Origin of the sequence: Streptomyces sp. CB00316, assembly GCF_001905595.1 — a bacterium.
Lineage (GTDB): Bacteria > Actinomycetota > Actinomycetes > Streptomycetales > Streptomycetaceae > Streptomyces.
This window is the reverse complement of the sequence record NZ_LIXI01000005.1, coordinates 479,049-495,010: the sequence shown is the minus strand read 5'-3', so window position 1 is coordinate 495,010 and position 15,962 is coordinate 479,049. Positions and strand designations below refer to the sequence as shown.

The following is a 15,962-nucleotide window of genomic DNA, read 5'->3' as shown; positions in this document are numbered from 1 at the left end:
GGTCGCGCGCATGGATGAGTCGTGACATCGATGACTGTTGGCGGTGCTCATCGTTGTGACAATTTCTCTCTCGCCAGCAACGACCGAGCGAGGGGAATGTCGTGAATCCGGAGTACGCCGCGTACTGCCAGGCGGACCGCCGCTTCTACGACGCCCCCCACCGTTCCCTCGAATCCCTCGGAGAGGGGGACGAGGACCGCTCGTTCTACGCTCCGGTCCGGGGCGCGGCACCCCAGGGGTGGACCCGCTCCCGGCGCGGCGACTGGCTCTCCTTCAGCCCGGACGGGCTCCGGCTGCCGGCCCAGGGCTGGAAGATCCACATATCGGCCGCCGCTGACAACGCCGCGTCCGTGCTGGAGCGGGTCGCCGGACACTGCCTGGCCCACCGGCTGCCCTTCAAGTGCGTACCGTCGCCCGGCCTGTTGAACCTGCGGAACGCCAAGTACGCGGACCGGGCGGGGAGCGGCAAGTTCATCACCGTCTACCCGCACTCCGAGGACACGTTCCCCGAGGTGTGCGCCGCGCTGATGAAGCTGCTGGAGGGCGAGCACGGCCCGTACATCCTCAGCGATCTGCGGTGCGGGAGCGGTCCGGTGCACACCCGGTACGGGGCTTTCGCCGCCCGCTTCTGCACGGGCCCCGGCGGGCGGCCCGTGCCCGCCGTCGCCGACCCGCAGGGCCGCCTGGTCCCCGACGACCGGGGCCCGGCCTTCCGGATACCCGCCTGGGTGACGCCGCCCGACTTCCTGCGCCCGCACCTCGAGGCCCGCGCCGCCGTGGGCCTCGGCGATGTGCCGTACACCGTCGAGAAGGCGCTCCACTTCTCCAACGGCGGCGGGGTCTACCTCGGCCGCGACACCCGCACCGGTGAACAGGTCGTCCTCAAGGAGGCCCGCCCCTACGCCGGTCTCGCCGCCGACGGGGCCGACGCCGTCGCCCGGCTGGAGCGGGAGCGGGCAGCGCTGGAGCAACTGGCCGGACTGGACTGCGTACCGTCCGTGCACGACGCGTTCGAGGTCGGGGGCCACCACTTCCTCGTCCTCCAGTACCTGCCGGGCACCACCCTCAACACCGTCTTCGCCCGCCGCTTCCCGCTCGCCCGGCAGAACCCCTCCAGGGAGCTGCTCGCCGAACACGCGGCCTGGGCCGAGGAGGTGTACGGCAAGGTCGAGCGCGCCGTCGAGGCCGTGCACGCCCGATCCATCGTCATCAGCGACCTGCACATGAGCAACGTCATGGTCGACGAGGAGACCTCCCGGATCTTCCTCCTCGACTTCGAGGCCGCCTCCCCGGCCGGTGACCGGCGCCGCCAGATCGTCGCCAACCCGGCCTTCGTGGCCCCGCCCGACCGGCGCGGCACCGAGATCGACCGGTACGCGCTGGCCTGTCTGCGGCTCGCCCTGTATCTGCCGCTCACCACGCTCTTCGGCATCGACCGCACGAAGGCCGCCGGTCTCGCCCGCGAGATCGCACGCGTCTTCCCGGTGGCGGGGGAGAGCCTGCGGCCGGCGGTGGAGGAGATCCAGCGGGGTACGGAACCGGCTGCCGCGCTGCCGGCCCCCGGTGACTGGCCGGGGAGCCGCGCCGCGATGGCCCGGGCCATCGCCGCCTCCTGTACGCCCGAACGCGAGGACCGATGTTTCCCGGGCGACATCGCCCAGTTCGCCACGGCGACCGGCGGCCAGTCCTTCGCGTACGGGGCGGCCGGAGTGCTCTACGCCCTGCACGAGACCGGCGCCCCGCGCGTCGAGCCGGCCGAGGAATGGCTGCTGCGGCAGGCCAAGGACCCGGCCTCCGGCTCCCCCCTCGGCTTCTACGACGGTCTCACCGGCATCGCCTGGACCCTGAACCGGATCGGCCGCACCGCCGAGGCCGCCGACCTCATCCGGATCGTCCTCGACCAGCCCCTGGAAGGCCTGACACCGGGCCTGCACAGCGGGTACGCCGGTATCGGCCTCGCCCTCGACGACCTGGCCCGCACCGCCTCCGCCGCCGAAGGCCCGGCGCTCGCCGCCGCTGCCGGCCGCTGCACCGCCCTCGCCGTACGCGCCCTGGTCGACGGCCCGCCCTTGCCCCGGACCGGACTCCTGCACGGCGCGAGCGGCGTCGCCCTGCTGCTGGTCCGCCGGTACGGGACCACGGGGGACACCGCCCTCCTCGACCTGGCGGCCACCGCCCTCCGGCGCGACCTGGACCGGTGCCGGGCGGGCGACGACGGCGAACTCCTCGTCGTCGAGGGCAAGCGGCTGATGCCCTACCTCGGAGCGGGCAGCGCCGGCATCGCGGCCGTCATCGACGCCTTCCTGGCCCACCGCCCCGACCCGGAACTGGAGGCCGCGGGCCGCGCCCTGCTGCCGGCCGCCCTCTCCGCCTTCTACGTCCAGCCCGGACTGCTGCGCGGCTCGGCCGGACTCCTCATGCACCTGGCGTCCACGCCCCTGTGCGACGAGGAGACCCGGCAGCGCGCTGTCCGCCTCCACACCCGCCTCCTGGCCGGTCAGGCGCTCGCGTACGAGGGCGGACTCGCCTTCGCCGGCGAACAGTTGATGCGGATGTCGATGGACCTGGCGACCGGGACCGCCGGCTGCCTGCTCGCCCTCGGCAGCGCGCTGGACACCACGCCGGGCCCGCCCGCCACGCTTCCCTTCCTCGCCGCCGTTCCCCAGGCGGCCCACCCCGGCCGCGCGAGCGGCCCCACGGACCGGCTCCTTCAGGGGTCGTAGCAACACCACCGCTCAACACCCAGCCGGAGCAACGGGTTCCGGTTACCGTCCCAGAAAGGAAACACCATCATGGCGCTTCTTGACCTTCAGGCGATGGAGACCCCGGCCGAGGACTCCTTCGGTGAGCTCGCCACGGGCAGCCAGGTCTCGCTGCTGGTCTGTGAGTACAGCTCGCTGAGCGTGGTCCTCTGCACCCCGTGACGCCTCGCCGCCCGCTCCGCCGGTGACCGTACCGGCGGACCGGGTGGCCCGTCCGCCGGTCCCGCGCGGTTCGTCCGCCCGGGACCGGCGGCGTCCGTACGTCCGTACGCGATCGGCGCGGGTCCGGAGAGGGGGGACCACGTGCCGACCGACCGCCGCGAGAGCCGGAAGGCAGGAACACGTGCTGCTGAAACCCCGCCCCGCGACCGCATCCGGCCCCCGGCGGCTCGCCCGCCGCCACCCCGCCGCCCTCCTGGCCCTCCTCCTCTGCTCCATCGGCGGCGCGCTCGCCGCCCTCGCCCTGCCCGCCGCCCTCGGCCACACGGTCGACCGGCTCATCGACGGCGGGCCCGTGCCCTGGTCCGGGCTGCTGCTCTGCGCCGTACTGACCCTCGCCGAGACCGGGTTCGACGCGGGGGCGGCCGTGCTCGGCACCAGCACCACCGCCCGGCTCACCGCCCACCTGCGCACCCGCACCACCGCCCGGGTCCTGGCCGCCGAACCGCGCGACGCCCTCGCCGTACCGACCGGCGACCTCACCGCCCGGCTCACCGCCCGCACCGCCGACGCGGCGGCCGCCCCCGTCACCGCCGCAGGAGCCGTCGCGGGCGTCCTGCTGCCCCTCGGCGCGGTCACCGGCCTCTTCCTCATCGACCCCTGGACGGCGGCCGCCTTCCTCCTCGGCGCCCCCCTCCTCGTCGCCCTCCTGCACACCTTCACCCGCCGCACCGCCGACGCCGGGGCCGACTACCAGCGTGCTCAGTCCGTCATCGCCCACCGCCTCACCGAGGCCCTCGACGGCGCCGACACCATCCGCGCCGCGCGCACCGGAGCCCGCGAGTACCGCCGCATCCTCGAACCGCTCGGCGCCCTGGCCGGCCACGGCCGCCGCACCTGGACCGTGTACGGGCGGGCCGCCGGCCAGAGCGCCCTCCTGCTGCCCCTCCTCATGCTGCTGGTCCTCGCGGTCGGCGGACTCCGCCTCGGCGCGGGCGCGATCGGCGTCGGCGACCTGGTCGCCGCCTCCCGGTACGCGGCCCTCGCCGTCGGCATCGGCGCCCTCACCGGAGCCCTCGGCGCCCTCGCCCGCAGCCGGGCCGCCGCCCGCACCCTGGACCCGCTCCTCACCCTGGACCCGCTGCCGCACGAGGGGCTGGGCCCGCTCCCCGGCGGCCCGGGCCACCTCGAACTCCGGGACGTCGGTGTCGTGCAGGACGGGCAGCCGCTGCTCGCCGGCGTACACCTGACCGTCCCCGGCGGCACGTCGCTCGCCGTCGTCGGCCGCTCGGGCTCGGGCAAGTCGGTGTTCGCGGCGGTCGCCGGACGGCTCCTGGACCCGGACACCGGGACCGTGCTCCTCGACGGCGTCCCGCTCACCGCCATGGACCCCGCCCTCCTGCGCCCCGAGGTCGCCTACGCCTTCGCGCGCCCCGCCCTGCCCGGCACCACGGTCGAGGACACGATCGCCTTCGGGCCGTGGACCGCGGACCCCCAGGCGGTACGGGCCGCCGCCCGGGCCGCCCGCGCCGACGGGTTCGTCGGGCTCCTCCCGTACGGCTACGCCACCCCGCTCCCCGACGCCCCGCTCTCCGGCGGCGAACGCCAACGCCTGGGCCTGGCACGCGCGTTCGCCCATCCCGGCCGACTGCTGATCCTGGACGACGCCCTCTCCGGCCTCGACACCGTCACCGAGCACCACGTCCGCCGAGCCCTCGACGACCGGGCCGGGCGCTGCACCCGCGTGGTCGTGGCCCACCGGCTCTCCTCGGCCGCCCGCGCGGACCGGGTCCTCTGGCTGGAGGACGGCCGAGTCCGGGCGACGGGCCCGCACGAGGAGTTGTGGGCGGATCCGGAGTACCGGGCGGTGTTCCGTACGGAGGTGGCGGAGGTGGCGGAGGTGCCGCCAAGTCGGCCGCGCTCCGAAGCGATGCGGGGAGCGGGGACCCGGTGAAGGCACCCCGACCACCCCGACCGGCCCAGGGCAACACTCGCCGCAACGGCGCCCTCACCCGCGTCACGCACGACGCGCGCCCCTTCCTCCGCGCCCGCACCGGAGTTGTCCTGCGGCTGGCAGGCTGGTCCCTGCTGGAGTTCGTCCAGACCTTTCTCGGCGGATACGGCGTCGCCAGGGCCCTCGACCAGGGCTTCCTCGCCGGACGCCCGCTCACCGGCCTCCTCTGGCTGGCCGTCGCCGCCGCGGCCGTGCTCCCCGCCCAGCTCGCCACCCGCGGGGTCTTCGGACGCCTGGCGGACCTGGTGGAGCCGCTGCGCGACGGACTCGTGCGGCGCGCGGTGTCCCGGGCGCTCTCCGGAGCCCTCGCGCACCCCGCCGGCACCACCGCCCGCTCCCTCTCCCAGGTCACCCATCAGAGCGAGATCGCCCGCGACGGCTGGGCCGGACTCGTCCTGACGCTCCGGTCGTTCGTGTTCACGGTGGCCGGGGCGGTGGCGGGGCTGCTGGCCCTGGAGCCGCGGCTCCTGCTGATCGTGGCGCCCCCGCTGATCCTGGGCGCCGCCCTCTTCCTGGCCACCCTGCTGCCGATGGCCGCCCGCCAGCGCGACTACCTCACCGCCGACGAGGCGTACGCGGCCCACGCGGGCCGGACCGCCGCCGATCTGCGGGACATCGCCGCCGCCGGGGCCGCCGACCGCACGGTGGCGGAGTCCCGGGACCTGGCCGAGGACCAGGTCCGCGCGGCCCGTTCACTGGCCCGCTGGTCCGGTGTACGGGTGGTGGCGCTCGCGGTCTGCGGCCGCTTCCCGCCCCTCCTGCTGCTCCTCGGCGCTCCTTGGCTGCTGCGCGACGGCCTCACGCCCGGCGCACTGGTGGGCGCGCTGACGTACCTCACCCAGGCGCTGGCTCCAGCGGTCCAGGCGCTGATGACCATGCTCTCCACGGTCGGCGGCCGCCTGCTGGTGGTCCTGGACCGCTTCACGGACGCGCCGCCGCCCCCGGCCGAGGGCGAGGAGAAGGCCGACGGCCGAGGACCGCTTCCGGAGTTCGGGCACGGCCCCGTGGCCGAACTCCGCGCCGTCACGTTCGCGTACGGACCGGCCGCGCATCCCGTCCTGGACCGGCTCTCCCTCTCCGTCGCCCCTGGCGAGCACCTGGCCGTCGTCGGGCCGAGCGGCAGCGGCAAGTCGACGCTCGCCGCGGTCCTCGCCGGGGTGGAGGCGCCGACCGCGGGCGCGGTGCTGTGGCACGGGCGGCCGGTGCGAGGGGCCGACGCCACCGCCGTACGCGTCCTGCTGCCCCAACACGCCTACGTGTTCACCGGCTCGCTGCGCGACAACCTCCGCTATCTCCGCCCGGGGGCGGATGACCGGTCCATCGCCGCCATGATCGACGCGCTCGGCCTGGACCCCCTGCTCTCCCGGCTCGGATCACTCGACGCGGACCTGGAACCGGACCGGCTCTCCCAGGGGGAGCGCCAGCTGGTCGCCCTCGGCCGGGCCTATCTGGCGGCCCCGCCCCTCATCGTGCTCGACGAGGCGACCAGCCGCCTGGACCCGGCCGCCGAGACCCGCGCCGAGCTCGCCTTCGCCGCGCTGCCGGGCGCCCTGGTGGTCGTCGCCCACCGCCTCAGCTCGGCCCGCCGCGCCGACCGGATCCTCGTGATGGACGGCCCCCGCACCCGGTGCGGGACCTCCGCGGAACTGCTGCGGACCTCGGCCCTCTACCGGGACCTGGCAGGGCTCTGGGAACCGGACGAGGAGCCCCGCCGCAACAACGGCGAACCGGGCGGCCGGCCCCGCGGGAACGGGTTCATATCCACCCCGCCTCCTTCGCCCGTCTGATGGCGTCGACCCGATTGCGCGCCCCGGACTTCCGAATGGCGGCGGCGAGGTAATTGCGCACCGTTCCGGGGGTCAGATGCAGCCGCTGCGCGATTCCGGAGACGGTTTCCCCGCCCTCGGCAAGGGAGAGCACACTCAATTCCCTGGGCGATAAGGGCATGTCGGCCACCTGTAACAGGCTGAACGCAAGTGACTCGTCGATATGCCGCCCGCCGTCGGCCAGTTTGTGCATGACTTCGCAGAGGTCGTCCACCGGCCGGTACTTGTCGATATAGCCGCGGGCGCCCGCCTCGTAGGCCCGGCGCAGCCCCCGCGGCCGGTCGCTGCGGGTGAGAACCGCCAGCGGGCAGCTCCTGCCGTGCGGTTCGGCCAGCGACCTCACCTCCTCCAGGACGTCCAGCGCGTCCGGGCACTCGAGGTCGGTGAGCAGCACATCCGGTCCTGGTTCCGGCCCGGTGCCGGCGAGTGCCGGACGTATCGCGCCCCGATCGGCGGTCGTCACGTCTATCCCCTGCCCCGCACCGAGCAGGGAGGCCAGCGAAGCGCGCCACAGCGGCACGGTGTGGACCAGCAGAACGTTTGTCATCAAGCTGCCCTCGGCATCTCTCTCCGGGCGCGCACTACAGGCGTATCGCAGAATGCGATCGTGTGTGCGCGTCGGGTGACGGGTCTCCAGTGGAGCGCATGAGCATTCGGGTACGCCGACGAATTGGCGGATTCCCGCGCCTGATGGGCGCGGATGGGGGCGTTCGGGTGTACAGCGGGAGCGCACGGCGTGGTGCGACGGCTGGATCCGGCTCAGTTGAGCAGGGCCCGGGCCGCCTGGGCCTTGTGCCGGATCGCCTCGGCCGTGGTCGGCTCGATGGCGTCGAGCACCTCCGCGTACTCCTCCATCTCCGCCGCCCCGCGCTGGAACTCCCCGCGCTGGACCAGGAGCTGGGCCCGCTCGTAGCGCAGCCGCGCCGGGTGCGAGGGCAGCAGCAGCGAGAGCTCCACCGCCCAGAGGGCCACATCCGTGCGTTCGGGGCGGGCGGCGGCCCAGGCCCTGGTGTTGTTCAGGATCCGCAGCACGATCTCCAGCGGCCGGGCGGGCGTCAGCATGGACGGCTCCAGAGGCGCCCCCGTCGCCGCGGTGACCAGGAGGTCAGCGTCCTGGCCGGTCAGCGGCGCGCCCCCGGTGAACGGATCGACGAGCACCGGCTGTGCCGGGTCCCCGAAGCCGACCACGAAGTGGCCGGGCAGGGCCACTCCGAACACCGGGGCGCCGGCCCGGCGGGCGACCTCGATCCAGACCACCGAGAGCAGGATCGGCAGCCCCCGGCGGCGCCGCAGCACCTGCTGGAGGAGCGAGGACTCCAGCCGCTGGTAGTCCGCCGACGACCCGCCGAACTCGTGCCGCTCGCCGAGCAGTTCGGCCAGCGCCGAGGCCCAGGCGGCGGGGGAGCGGGCGCCGTGGGGCAACAGCCCGGCCAGCCGGTCCAGTTCGATCTGAGCCGCGTCGATCCCGTACGGGTCGAAGGAGGTCTCCTCCGGATCGACCGGGCGCGGTTCCTCGGGGCCGACCGGGCCCGCCTCCGCGCCCACCAGCAGACAGAGCAGCGCCAGATCCGGCCGCTCGGACCGGGCCTCATCGGCGAACTGCCGCCGGCGGTCGGCCGTACCGGAATCCTGCGCGCTCATATGCGACCCATGCCCCTGCTCGTCCCTGCTGCTGGCTCCCCCCGCCCGGCCAGGGGGTCCGGTCTCCGCTACGCGGGCCGGAAGTGGTGGTAGCGGTGGTGCGCCGCGAAGCCCATGCCGTCGTACAGCGCCCGCGCCCCTTCATTGTCCTCCTCCACCTGGAGCCAGGCGGCCGAAGCGCCCTCCTCCAGGGCCTGCCGGGCCAGGGCCGCCATCACCGAGGTGGCCAGTCCGCGCCGCCGGTGCTCGGGGGCTACCTCGACGGCCATGAACCCCGCCCACCGCCCGTCCACGACACACCGGCCGACCGCCGCAGACGCCTCGCTCCCGCCCGCCGCCGTGGCGAACCAGACCGACGGGCCGCCGCCCAGCACCCGCAGCACGTGGGGGCCGGGGGCGGAGAAGCGCTGGTAGCGCGAGAGCCACGTCTCGTCCGGCTCACGGCTCAGCCGCACCGCCGACACGTCCGCGTCCAGGTCACCGACCGGCGCCAGTGCGGCGATCCGCACCTCCGCGGTGACCTCGCGCCGCCAGCCGTGCCGCTCCAGCTCCGCGCAGAGAGCCTCCTGCGTCCCCTCGGCCCCGGTCGCCGTCTGGATGTACGGGGGCAGACCCCGCTCCTCGTACCACCGCTCGACCCGCCCGAGCGCCTCGCCGAGCGGCAGACCCGGATCGCCGAGCGGCAGCGCGGAGTTGGCGCGCCGGGTGAACCCGCCGGCGGCGCGCAGCCGCCAGTCGCCCAGGGGCTCGCTCTCCACCGGCTGCCAGGCGCGGGCGGTGACGGCGGCCAGCTCCGGGAAGGAGGCCGCCGGGCCCCTCCTGCGGGCCGGGGCGGCGGGGACGACCTTGCCCGCCACCAGGGAGGATTCCACGATGTGGACGGACTCCCCGCTCTTCGGTGTGATCGCCACCACACCGTGGTCCCATGATGTGAGAACACCGACCGTATCGGTGAACTCCGCGCCCGCGCCGCCCCTCTCGGAGCGCCGCCGCACGGAAACGCGTTTGCCCACGTCAGCCGGTGTGATCCGGACTTCCAACCGTCCGCCCATGGTGAATTCCACAGCTCAGTCCGCCCCTCCTGTTCGGATCGTGCCCGAGAACGGAGATACTAGGGGCGGGCATCGACGACGCCGCGCTCCCGCGCGAGAGCCAACGCCCTACCGAGGAGGAACGACAGCGTGACCTACGTCATCGCGCAGCCTTGTGTCGACGTGAAGGACAAGGCCTGCATCGAAGAGTGCCCCGTCGACTGCATCTACGAGGGCCAGCGATCCTTGTACATCCACCCGGACGAATGCGTCGACTGCGGAGCCTGTGAGCCGGTCTGCCCGGTCGAGGCCATCTTCTACGAGGACGACACTCCGGAGGAGTGGAAGGACTACTACAAGGCGAACGTCGAGTTCTTCGACGACCTCGGCTCCCCCGGTGGTGCTTCGAAGCTCGGTCTCATCGAGCGCGACCACGCGTTCATCGCCGCACTCCCGCCGCAGAACCAGTAGGCGGCAGCGGCACCACGTGCGCGGCCCGGTCCCGTACGGCTTGTCACCGTGCGGGACCGCGGTGTTTCCCCGTACGGCCGGAACGGCCCGAGCAACCCGAGACGGCCGGGAACGGCCTGAGAACCCGAGAAAGCAGAGCCCCGTGTCCGCAGTCTCCTCCCGCCTCCCGGTCTTCCCCTGGGACAGGCTCACGCCGTACAAGACGACGGCCCAGGCCCACCCGGACGGCATCGTGGACCTCTCCGTCGGTACGCCGGTCGACCCGGTGCCCGAGGTGATCCGGCGGGCGCTCACCGCCGCCGCCGACAGCCCCGGCTATCCGACGGTGTGGGGGACCGAGGCCCTGCGCGACGCGCTCACCGGCTGGGTGGAGGGGCGCCTCGGCGCGGTCGGGGTGACCCACGCCAACGTGCTGCCGGTCGTCGGCTCCAAGGAACTGGTGGCCTGGCTGCCGACACAGCTCGGGCTCGGCCCGGGCGACGAGGTCGCCTACCCGCGGCTCGCCTACCCGACGTACGAGGTCGGCGCCCGGCTCTGCGGCGCGGAGCCCGTCGTCTACGACGACCCGACCGAGCTGGACCCGGCCGGGCTGAAGCTCCTGTGGCTCAACTCGCCCTCCAACCCGACCGGGAAGGTGCTGGCGAAGGACGAGCTGACCCGGATCGTCGCCTGGGCGCGCGAGCACGGCGTGCTGGTCTTCAGCGACGAGTGCTACCTGGAGCTGGGCTGGGACGCCGAGCCGGTCTCGGTGCTCCACCCGGACGTCTGCGGCGGTCACTACGACGGCATCGTGGCGGTCCACTCGCTCTCCAAGCGCTCCAACCTGGCCGGCTACCGCGCCGCCTTCATCGCGGGCGACGCGGCCGTCCTCGGTGAGCTGCTGCTGATCCGCAAGCACGGCGGGATGATGACTCCCGCCCCCGTCCAGGCCGCCGCCGTCGCCGCCCTCGGTGACGACGTGCACGTGGCCGAGCAGCGTGCCCGGTACGCGGACCGCCGCCTGGCCCTGCGCGCCGCCCTGGAGGCGCACGGCTTCCGCATCGAGCACAGCGAGGCGAGCCTCTACCTCTGGGCGACCCGCGACGAGCCGTGCTGGGAGACCGTGGCGTACCTCGCCCAGCTGGGCATCCTGGTGGCGCCCGGCGAGTTCTACGGCCCGGCGGGCGAGCGCTTCGTCCGGGTGGCGTTCACCGCGACCGACGAGCGGGTGGCGGCGGCGGTCAAGCGCCTGTCCTGAGGTACCGAACGTACGAGAGGGCCCGAGGAGTGCGCGCACTCCCCGGGCCCTCTCGCGTGCATGGCGTACGGCGGTGGGTCAGCCGATCGGCAGACCGCCCAGCGGCAGGCCACCGGTGGGCAGGCCACCCGCGAGCGCGTCGGTCGGCAGGCCGCCACCGGCGGCACCGCCGACGCCGCCGACGGCCTCGCCCGCGCTGCCCGCGGTCTGGCCGGCGGTGTCCTGGACGGCCGGGGCGGCCACCTTGGCGGTCTGGCCCACGGTCCTGCCCGCGGCCGGAAGGGCGGTGCCGACGAGACGGCCGCCGGTGTCACCGGTGGCCTGGGTGCCCTGCTGGGCGGCGCTGTCCACGGTGTTGCCGAGACCGGCACCGTCCAGCGCGGTCAGACCGCCGAGGTCCGGGGTCTGCGGGAGCTCTGCGGCACCTGCGGCGCCGGCCGCACCGACCACGGGGGCCGCACCCGCGGCGATCAGCAGCGCGGTACGAGCGATCCGACGGGTCAGGGGGAGGGACATGGTGCTCCTTCGACGGGATGGTCAGTGATTCGGTCCGGTGAGCCGGACGCACTGACAACAGGGCCGAGGGGAGGGAAAGTTGCGGCGAGCAAAGGTAAAGAGTGAGTAATGCGTCCGATAATCCGCAGTGGAGGAATCCGGGCAAACGATCCATTCCGAATCCGGTTGGTGAACCGTCACTTCCCTTGGGCGGCAAGGGAATCGGTGCGGGATGAACGGACTGCCGAAGAGATGGCCCGGAAGCCCCTGAGCGGCAGGCTCAAGGGTCCGTACGGGTGACGGGCCGAACTACCGAGCGACCCGGATTCCGACGGCCGTCGTGTCCGGTTCCTTGTCCTTCGTACGTTCCGTCCGCCAGCCGGAACCGGCTTCCCAGACCCGGTCGGCATAGCTCACGCGCTCGATCAGCAGCGCCTCGGAGTGCGCCACCGCCCAGTGCGCCAGCTCCCAGCCGCGCTGCGGCGCGCGGCCCTCCGCCTTCGCCCGCGCCGTCGCCGGTACGGGCACCGAGACGGTGGCGGCGGCCGACGCGCCCGCCGCCTTCGTGGCGGGCAGGACGTCCTTGCCGAAGGTGCGGATCAGCTCGGCCCGCACCTGCGCCGCGTCCCCCGGGCTCTCAGCGGTCCGCTTCGGCGGCGTGCAGTTCAGCGAGGCGGGCTCGCGCCCGGTCAGCGCGGCGGCCAGCAGCGCGGCGTCCGGCTCGTGCTTCGCGTACGCCTGAGGGAAGCCGCTGCGCTGCACGCGCTGCGCCGCCACGGTCAGCGGGAGCCGCGAGTACCCCGGGACCTCGGCGAGGTGGTCGTAGAACTCCCCGGCCGAGTAGACCGGGTCCATGATCTCCGCCACGGTGCCCCAGCCCTGCGAGGGCCGCTGCTGGAACAGGCCCACCGAGTCCCGGTCCCCGTAGTCGATGTTGCGGAGCGTGGACTCCTGGATCGCCGTCGCGATCGCGATGGTCACCGCCCGCTCCGGCATCCCGCGGGTGGTCCCCACGGCGGAGATCGTCGCCGCGTTCGCCGCCTGGTGCAGGCTCATCTCGTAGGTGTGGTCCCCGTCGGCGGCCCGGACCACACAGCGCGGCGCGGACTCGGTGGTGGAGGAGTCGTACTGAACGGCCAGATAACCGCCCAGCGCGGCGAGCACGGCGAAGGCGGCCGCGTAGCGGAGGAGGCGGCTGCGGCGACGGCGGGCGGGGCTGGCTGTCCGGGGCACGGGCCCCACCGTACTGGAGGGTACGGCCGGGGGCCGATACCTCTGTCCGCCAGGGCGGTGACCGGGCGTGGCACCCCGGTCCTCCAGGGGGCGTGACCCTGCCCCTGCGCCCGTCCTCTAGGGTCGTGGCCATGTCCGACAGCACGCTTGACCTGACCCTGGACGGCCCGGCGCTCACCGCCCGGCTCGTCGACATCCCCTCGGTCAGCGGGGAGGAGAAGGCACTCGCCGACGCGATCGAGACAGCGCTGCGCGGCCTGCCCCATCTGACCGTCGACCGCCACGGCAACAACGTCGTCGCCCGCACGAACCTCGGCCGCGCCGAGCGTGTCGTCCTCGCCGGGCACATCGACACCGTGCCGATCGCCGGCAACGTCCCCTCCCGCCTCGACGCGGACGGCGTCCTCTGGGGCTGCGGGACCACCGACATGAAGGCCGGCGTCGCCGTCCAGCTCCGGATCGCCGCGACGGTCCCCGAGCCCAACCGCGACCTGACCTTCATCTTCTACGACAACGAAGAGGTCGCCGCAGACCTCAACGGCCTCGGCCACATCGCCACCGCCCACCCCGACTGGCTCGCCGGAGACTTCGCCGTCCTCCTGGAGCCCTCCGACGGCGAGGTGGAGGGCGGCTGCCAGGGCACGCTGCGGGTCCACCTGCGTACAGCAGGGGAGCGGGCGCACTCCGCGCGCAGTTGGATGGGGTCCAACGCCGTCCACGCCGCCGCTCCGATCCTGGCGAAGCTCGCCGCGTACGAGCCCCGCCGCCCGGTCATCGACGGCCTCGAATACCACGAGGGGCTCAACGCGGTCGGCATCGAGGGCGGCGTCGCCACCAACGTCATCCCGGACGCCTGCACCGTCGTCGTCAACTACCGCTACGCCCCCGACCGCACCGAGGAGGAGGCCATCGCCCACGTCCGCGAGGTCTTCGCGGACTGCGGGGTCGCCGAGATCGTCATCGACGACCACTCCGGCGCGGCCATGCCCGGCCTCTCCCACCCCGCCGCGAAGGCGTTCATGGAGGCGGTCGGCGGCACGGCCCGGCCCAAGTTCGGCTGGACGGACGTCTCCCGCTTCGGCGGCCTCGGCGTCCCCGCGGTGAACTACGGCCCCGGCGACCCGATCTACGCCCACAAGCGCGACGAGCACGTGGTGGTCGAGAGGATCACCCACTGCGAGGACCGCCTCCGCTCCTGGCTGACCGCCTGACCGCCTGACGGCCTGATCGGCTGGACGCCCGACGCACGGCATTCCCCCCTACGTAACCTCCGCCGATCTACGCTGGCCGGACGCAGCACGACACAGCCCGACCCAGGCACGACGCAGGTCGGTGGAGGGAGCGGAACATGGGCAACGCCGAGGACGCACGGATCCCTGAAGGTGCGGAGGTCCCGGAGGGCGCGGTGGCCCCCGAGGAACAGTGGCTGGGCCCGGTACTGCGCCGCAGGGAGCAGGTCCAGCCCGGCACGACCGATCAGCGGCTGCTGGACTCCGAGGGCGACTCCGAGTGGGTGCATACCGACCCGTGGCGGGTGATGCGCATCCAGTCGGAGTTCGTCGAGGGCTTCGGCGCCCTCGCGGAGCTGCCGAGCGCGATCAGCGTCTTCGGCTCGGCCCGCACCCCGGCCGGATCGGCGGAGTACGAGGCCGGGGTCCGGATCGGCAAGGCGCTGGTCGACGCGGGCTTCGCGGTGATCACCGGCGGCGGCCCCGGCGCGATGGAGGCCGCCAACAAGGGGGCCAGGGAGGCGAACGGCGTCTCGGTCGGCCTCGGCATCGAGCTGCCCTTCGAGTCGGGGCTGAACCCGCACGTCGACATCGGCGTCAACTTCCGCTACTTCTTCGTCCGCAAGACGATGTTCGTGAAGTACGCCCAGGGCTTCGTGGTCCTGCCCGGTGGCCTCGGCACCCTGGACGAACTCTTCGAGGCGCTGACCCTCGTCCAGACCGGCAAGGTCACCCGCTTCCCGATCGTCCTCTTCGGCACGGCCTACTGGGGCGGCCTGGTCGACTGGCTCCGCGAAACGGTGGTCGCCGGCGGCAAGGCCTCGGAGAAGGATTTGCTGCTGTTCCACGTGACGGACGACGTGGACGAAGCGGTGACACTGGTGACGAAGGAGGTCGGGCGGTGATCTCCGGCCCGTCCGGCGTTTGAGGACATCTTTCCAGCTGTCGGGGTGGGGCGGCTCCGGATGCCGCCCCACCTTCCCTACGCCAGCCCCCGCCGCGCCACCGCCGGAGGCCGGTGCCCGGCGATCGACGCCACCATGTCCAGGACCTGCCGCGTCTCCGCCACCTCGTGCACCCGGTACACCCGCGCCCCCAGCCACGCCGACACCGCGGTCGTGGCCAGCGTCCCGATCACCCGCTCCTTCACCGGCCGGTCCAGCGTCTCGCCCACGAAATCCTTGTTGGAGAGGGAAACCAGCACCGGCCACCCCGTCTCCGACATCTCCTCAAGACGACGCGTCGCCTCAAGAGAGTGCCGCGTGTTCTTACCGAAGTCGTGACCCGGGTCGATCATGATTCCGTCCGCCCGCACCCCGAGCTGAACCGCCCGCTCCGCAAGCCCCACCGTCACGCGCAGGATGTCCGCCATGACGTCGTCGTACGCGATCCGGTGCGGCCGCGTCCGCGGCTCCGCGCCCCCCGCGTGCGTGCACACGAGCCCCGCCCCGTACCGCGCGGCGACCTCCGCCAGCTTCGGGTCGACCCCGCCCCACGCATCGTTCAGGACGTCCGCCCCGGCCTCGCAGACCGCCTCGCCCACGTCGTGCCGCCAGGTGTCCACGCTGATCACCACATCCGGGTGGCGGCGGCGGACCTCGGCGACGAACCCGACCGTGCGGCGCGCCTCCTCCTCGGCGCTCACCTCCTCGCCGGGGCCGGCCTTCACCCCGCCGATGTCGATGATCGCGGCGCCCTCGGCCACCGCCCGCTCGACCCGGGCGAGCGCCGGCTCGTCCTGGAAGGTGGCGCCCTGGTCGTAGAAGGAGTCCGGGGTCCGGTTCACGATCGCCATGATCACCGGCTCGTGCGGACCGAACTCCCGCCGCCCCAGCCTGAGTGCACCGCTTCGCATCCCGTGATT

The 15,962-nt window shown here is 73.7% G+C and carries 14 protein-coding genes; 8 read left to right on the top strand and 6 right to left on the bottom strand.

The features are described 5' to 3' along the window. Positions 1–101: 101 nt before the first annotated feature. From lanKC to AMK21_RS16805, 4 genes are all read left to right on the top strand, one after another. Positions 102–2,723: a class III lanthionine synthetase LanKC gene (gene lanKC, locus AMK21_RS16820; RefSeq protein WP_073878654.1), complete on the top strand. Its 2,622-nt coding sequence runs from the start codon at positions 102–104 to the stop codon at positions 2,721–2,723. A gap of 69 nt (positions 2,724–2,792) precedes the next feature. After that, positions 2,793–2,924 (top strand): SapB/AmfS family lanthipeptide, encoded by a 132-nt coding sequence (locus AMK21_RS16815; protein WP_018956281.1) that lies wholly within the window; start codon positions 2,793–2,795, stop codon positions 2,922–2,924. 181 nt (positions 2,925–3,105) lie between these two features. Next, entirely contained in the window at positions 3,106–4,875 is a 1,770-nt protein-coding gene (locus AMK21_RS16810) for an ATP-binding cassette domain-containing protein (RefSeq protein ID WP_073878652.1), read from the top strand. After that, entirely contained in the window at positions 4,872–6,722 is a 1,851-nt protein-coding gene (locus AMK21_RS16805) for an ATP-binding cassette domain-containing protein (RefSeq protein WP_073878650.1), read from the top strand. Before AMK21_RS16810 ends, AMK21_RS16805 begins: the two co-directional genes overlap by 4 nt. Here the strand turns inward: AMK21_RS16805 and AMK21_RS16800 are convergent. The 3 genes from AMK21_RS16800 to AMK21_RS16790 all read right to left on the bottom strand — a co-directional run bounded on the left by AMK21_RS16800 (position 6,691) and on the right by AMK21_RS16790 (position 9,466). Beyond that, a complete protein-coding gene (locus AMK21_RS16800; protein ID WP_073878649.1) occupies positions 6,691–7,308 on the bottom strand; it encodes a response regulator transcription factor in 618 nt (205 codons plus the stop codon). The genes AMK21_RS16805 and AMK21_RS16800 overlap by 32 nt on opposite strands. A gap of 212 nt (positions 7,309–7,520) precedes the next feature. After that, the gene (locus AMK21_RS16795; protein ID WP_073878647.1) at positions 7,521–8,402 is read right to left on the bottom strand and encodes a transglutaminase-like domain-containing protein; all 882 of its coding nucleotides are present in this window, start codon (positions 8,400–8,402) and stop codon (positions 7,521–7,523) included. Positions 8,403–8,470: 68 nt separating this feature from the next. Continuing rightward, the gene (locus AMK21_RS16790) at positions 8,471–9,466 is read right to left on the bottom strand and encodes a GNAT family N-acetyltransferase (RefSeq protein WP_073878645.1); all 996 of its coding nucleotides are present in this window, start codon (positions 9,464–9,466) and stop codon (positions 8,471–8,473) included. A gap of 117 nt (positions 9,467–9,583) precedes the next feature. Between AMK21_RS16790 and fdxA the strand changes: the two genes are divergently transcribed. Both fdxA and dapC read left to right on the top strand, forming a co-directional pair. Next, positions 9,584–9,904, top strand: coding sequence for a ferredoxin (gene fdxA, locus AMK21_RS16785; protein WP_018956287.1), 321 nt, complete (start codon positions 9,584–9,586; stop codon positions 9,902–9,904). A gap of 142 nt (positions 9,905–10,046) precedes the next feature. Continuing rightward, entirely contained in the window at positions 10,047–11,141 is a 1,095-nt protein-coding gene (dapC, locus tag AMK21_RS16780) for a succinyldiaminopimelate transaminase (RefSeq protein WP_073878643.1), read from the top strand. A 78-nt stretch (positions 11,142–11,219) separates the two neighbouring features. Here dapC and AMK21_RS16775 read toward each other — a convergent pair whose 3' ends face one another. Further along, positions 11,220–11,657 (bottom strand): ATP-binding protein, encoded by a 438-nt coding sequence (locus AMK21_RS16775; RefSeq protein ID WP_073878641.1) that lies wholly within the window; start codon positions 11,655–11,657, stop codon positions 11,220–11,222. A gap of 288 nt (positions 11,658–11,945) precedes the next feature. Beyond that, a complete protein-coding gene (locus AMK21_RS16770) occupies positions 11,946–12,869 on the bottom strand; it encodes a hypothetical protein (protein ID WP_199863213.1) in 924 nt (307 codons plus the stop codon). Positions 12,870–13,000: 131 nt separating this feature from the next. On the opposite strand from AMK21_RS16770, the gene dapE reads away from it, so the two are divergent. Together dapE and AMK21_RS16760 are read left to right on the top strand one after the other, a co-directional pair. After that, positions 13,001–14,080, top strand: a complete 1,080-nt coding sequence (dapE, locus tag AMK21_RS16765) for a succinyl-diaminopimelate desuccinylase (RefSeq protein WP_073878639.1) — start codon at positions 13,001–13,003, stop codon at positions 14,078–14,080. A gap of 137 nt (positions 14,081–14,217) precedes the next feature. Continuing rightward, entirely contained in the window at positions 14,218–15,003 is a 786-nt protein-coding gene (locus AMK21_RS16760; RefSeq protein ID WP_073878637.1) for a TIGR00730 family Rossman fold protein, read from the top strand. Between the two features lie 77 nt (positions 15,004–15,080). On the opposite strand, the gene folP is transcribed toward AMK21_RS16760, so the two are convergent. Further along, on the bottom strand, positions 15,081–15,953 hold the full coding sequence (gene folP / locus AMK21_RS16755; protein WP_073878635.1) for a dihydropteroate synthase: 873 nt from the start codon (positions 15,951–15,953) through the stop codon (positions 15,081–15,083). Positions 15,954–15,962: the final 9 nt, after the last annotated feature.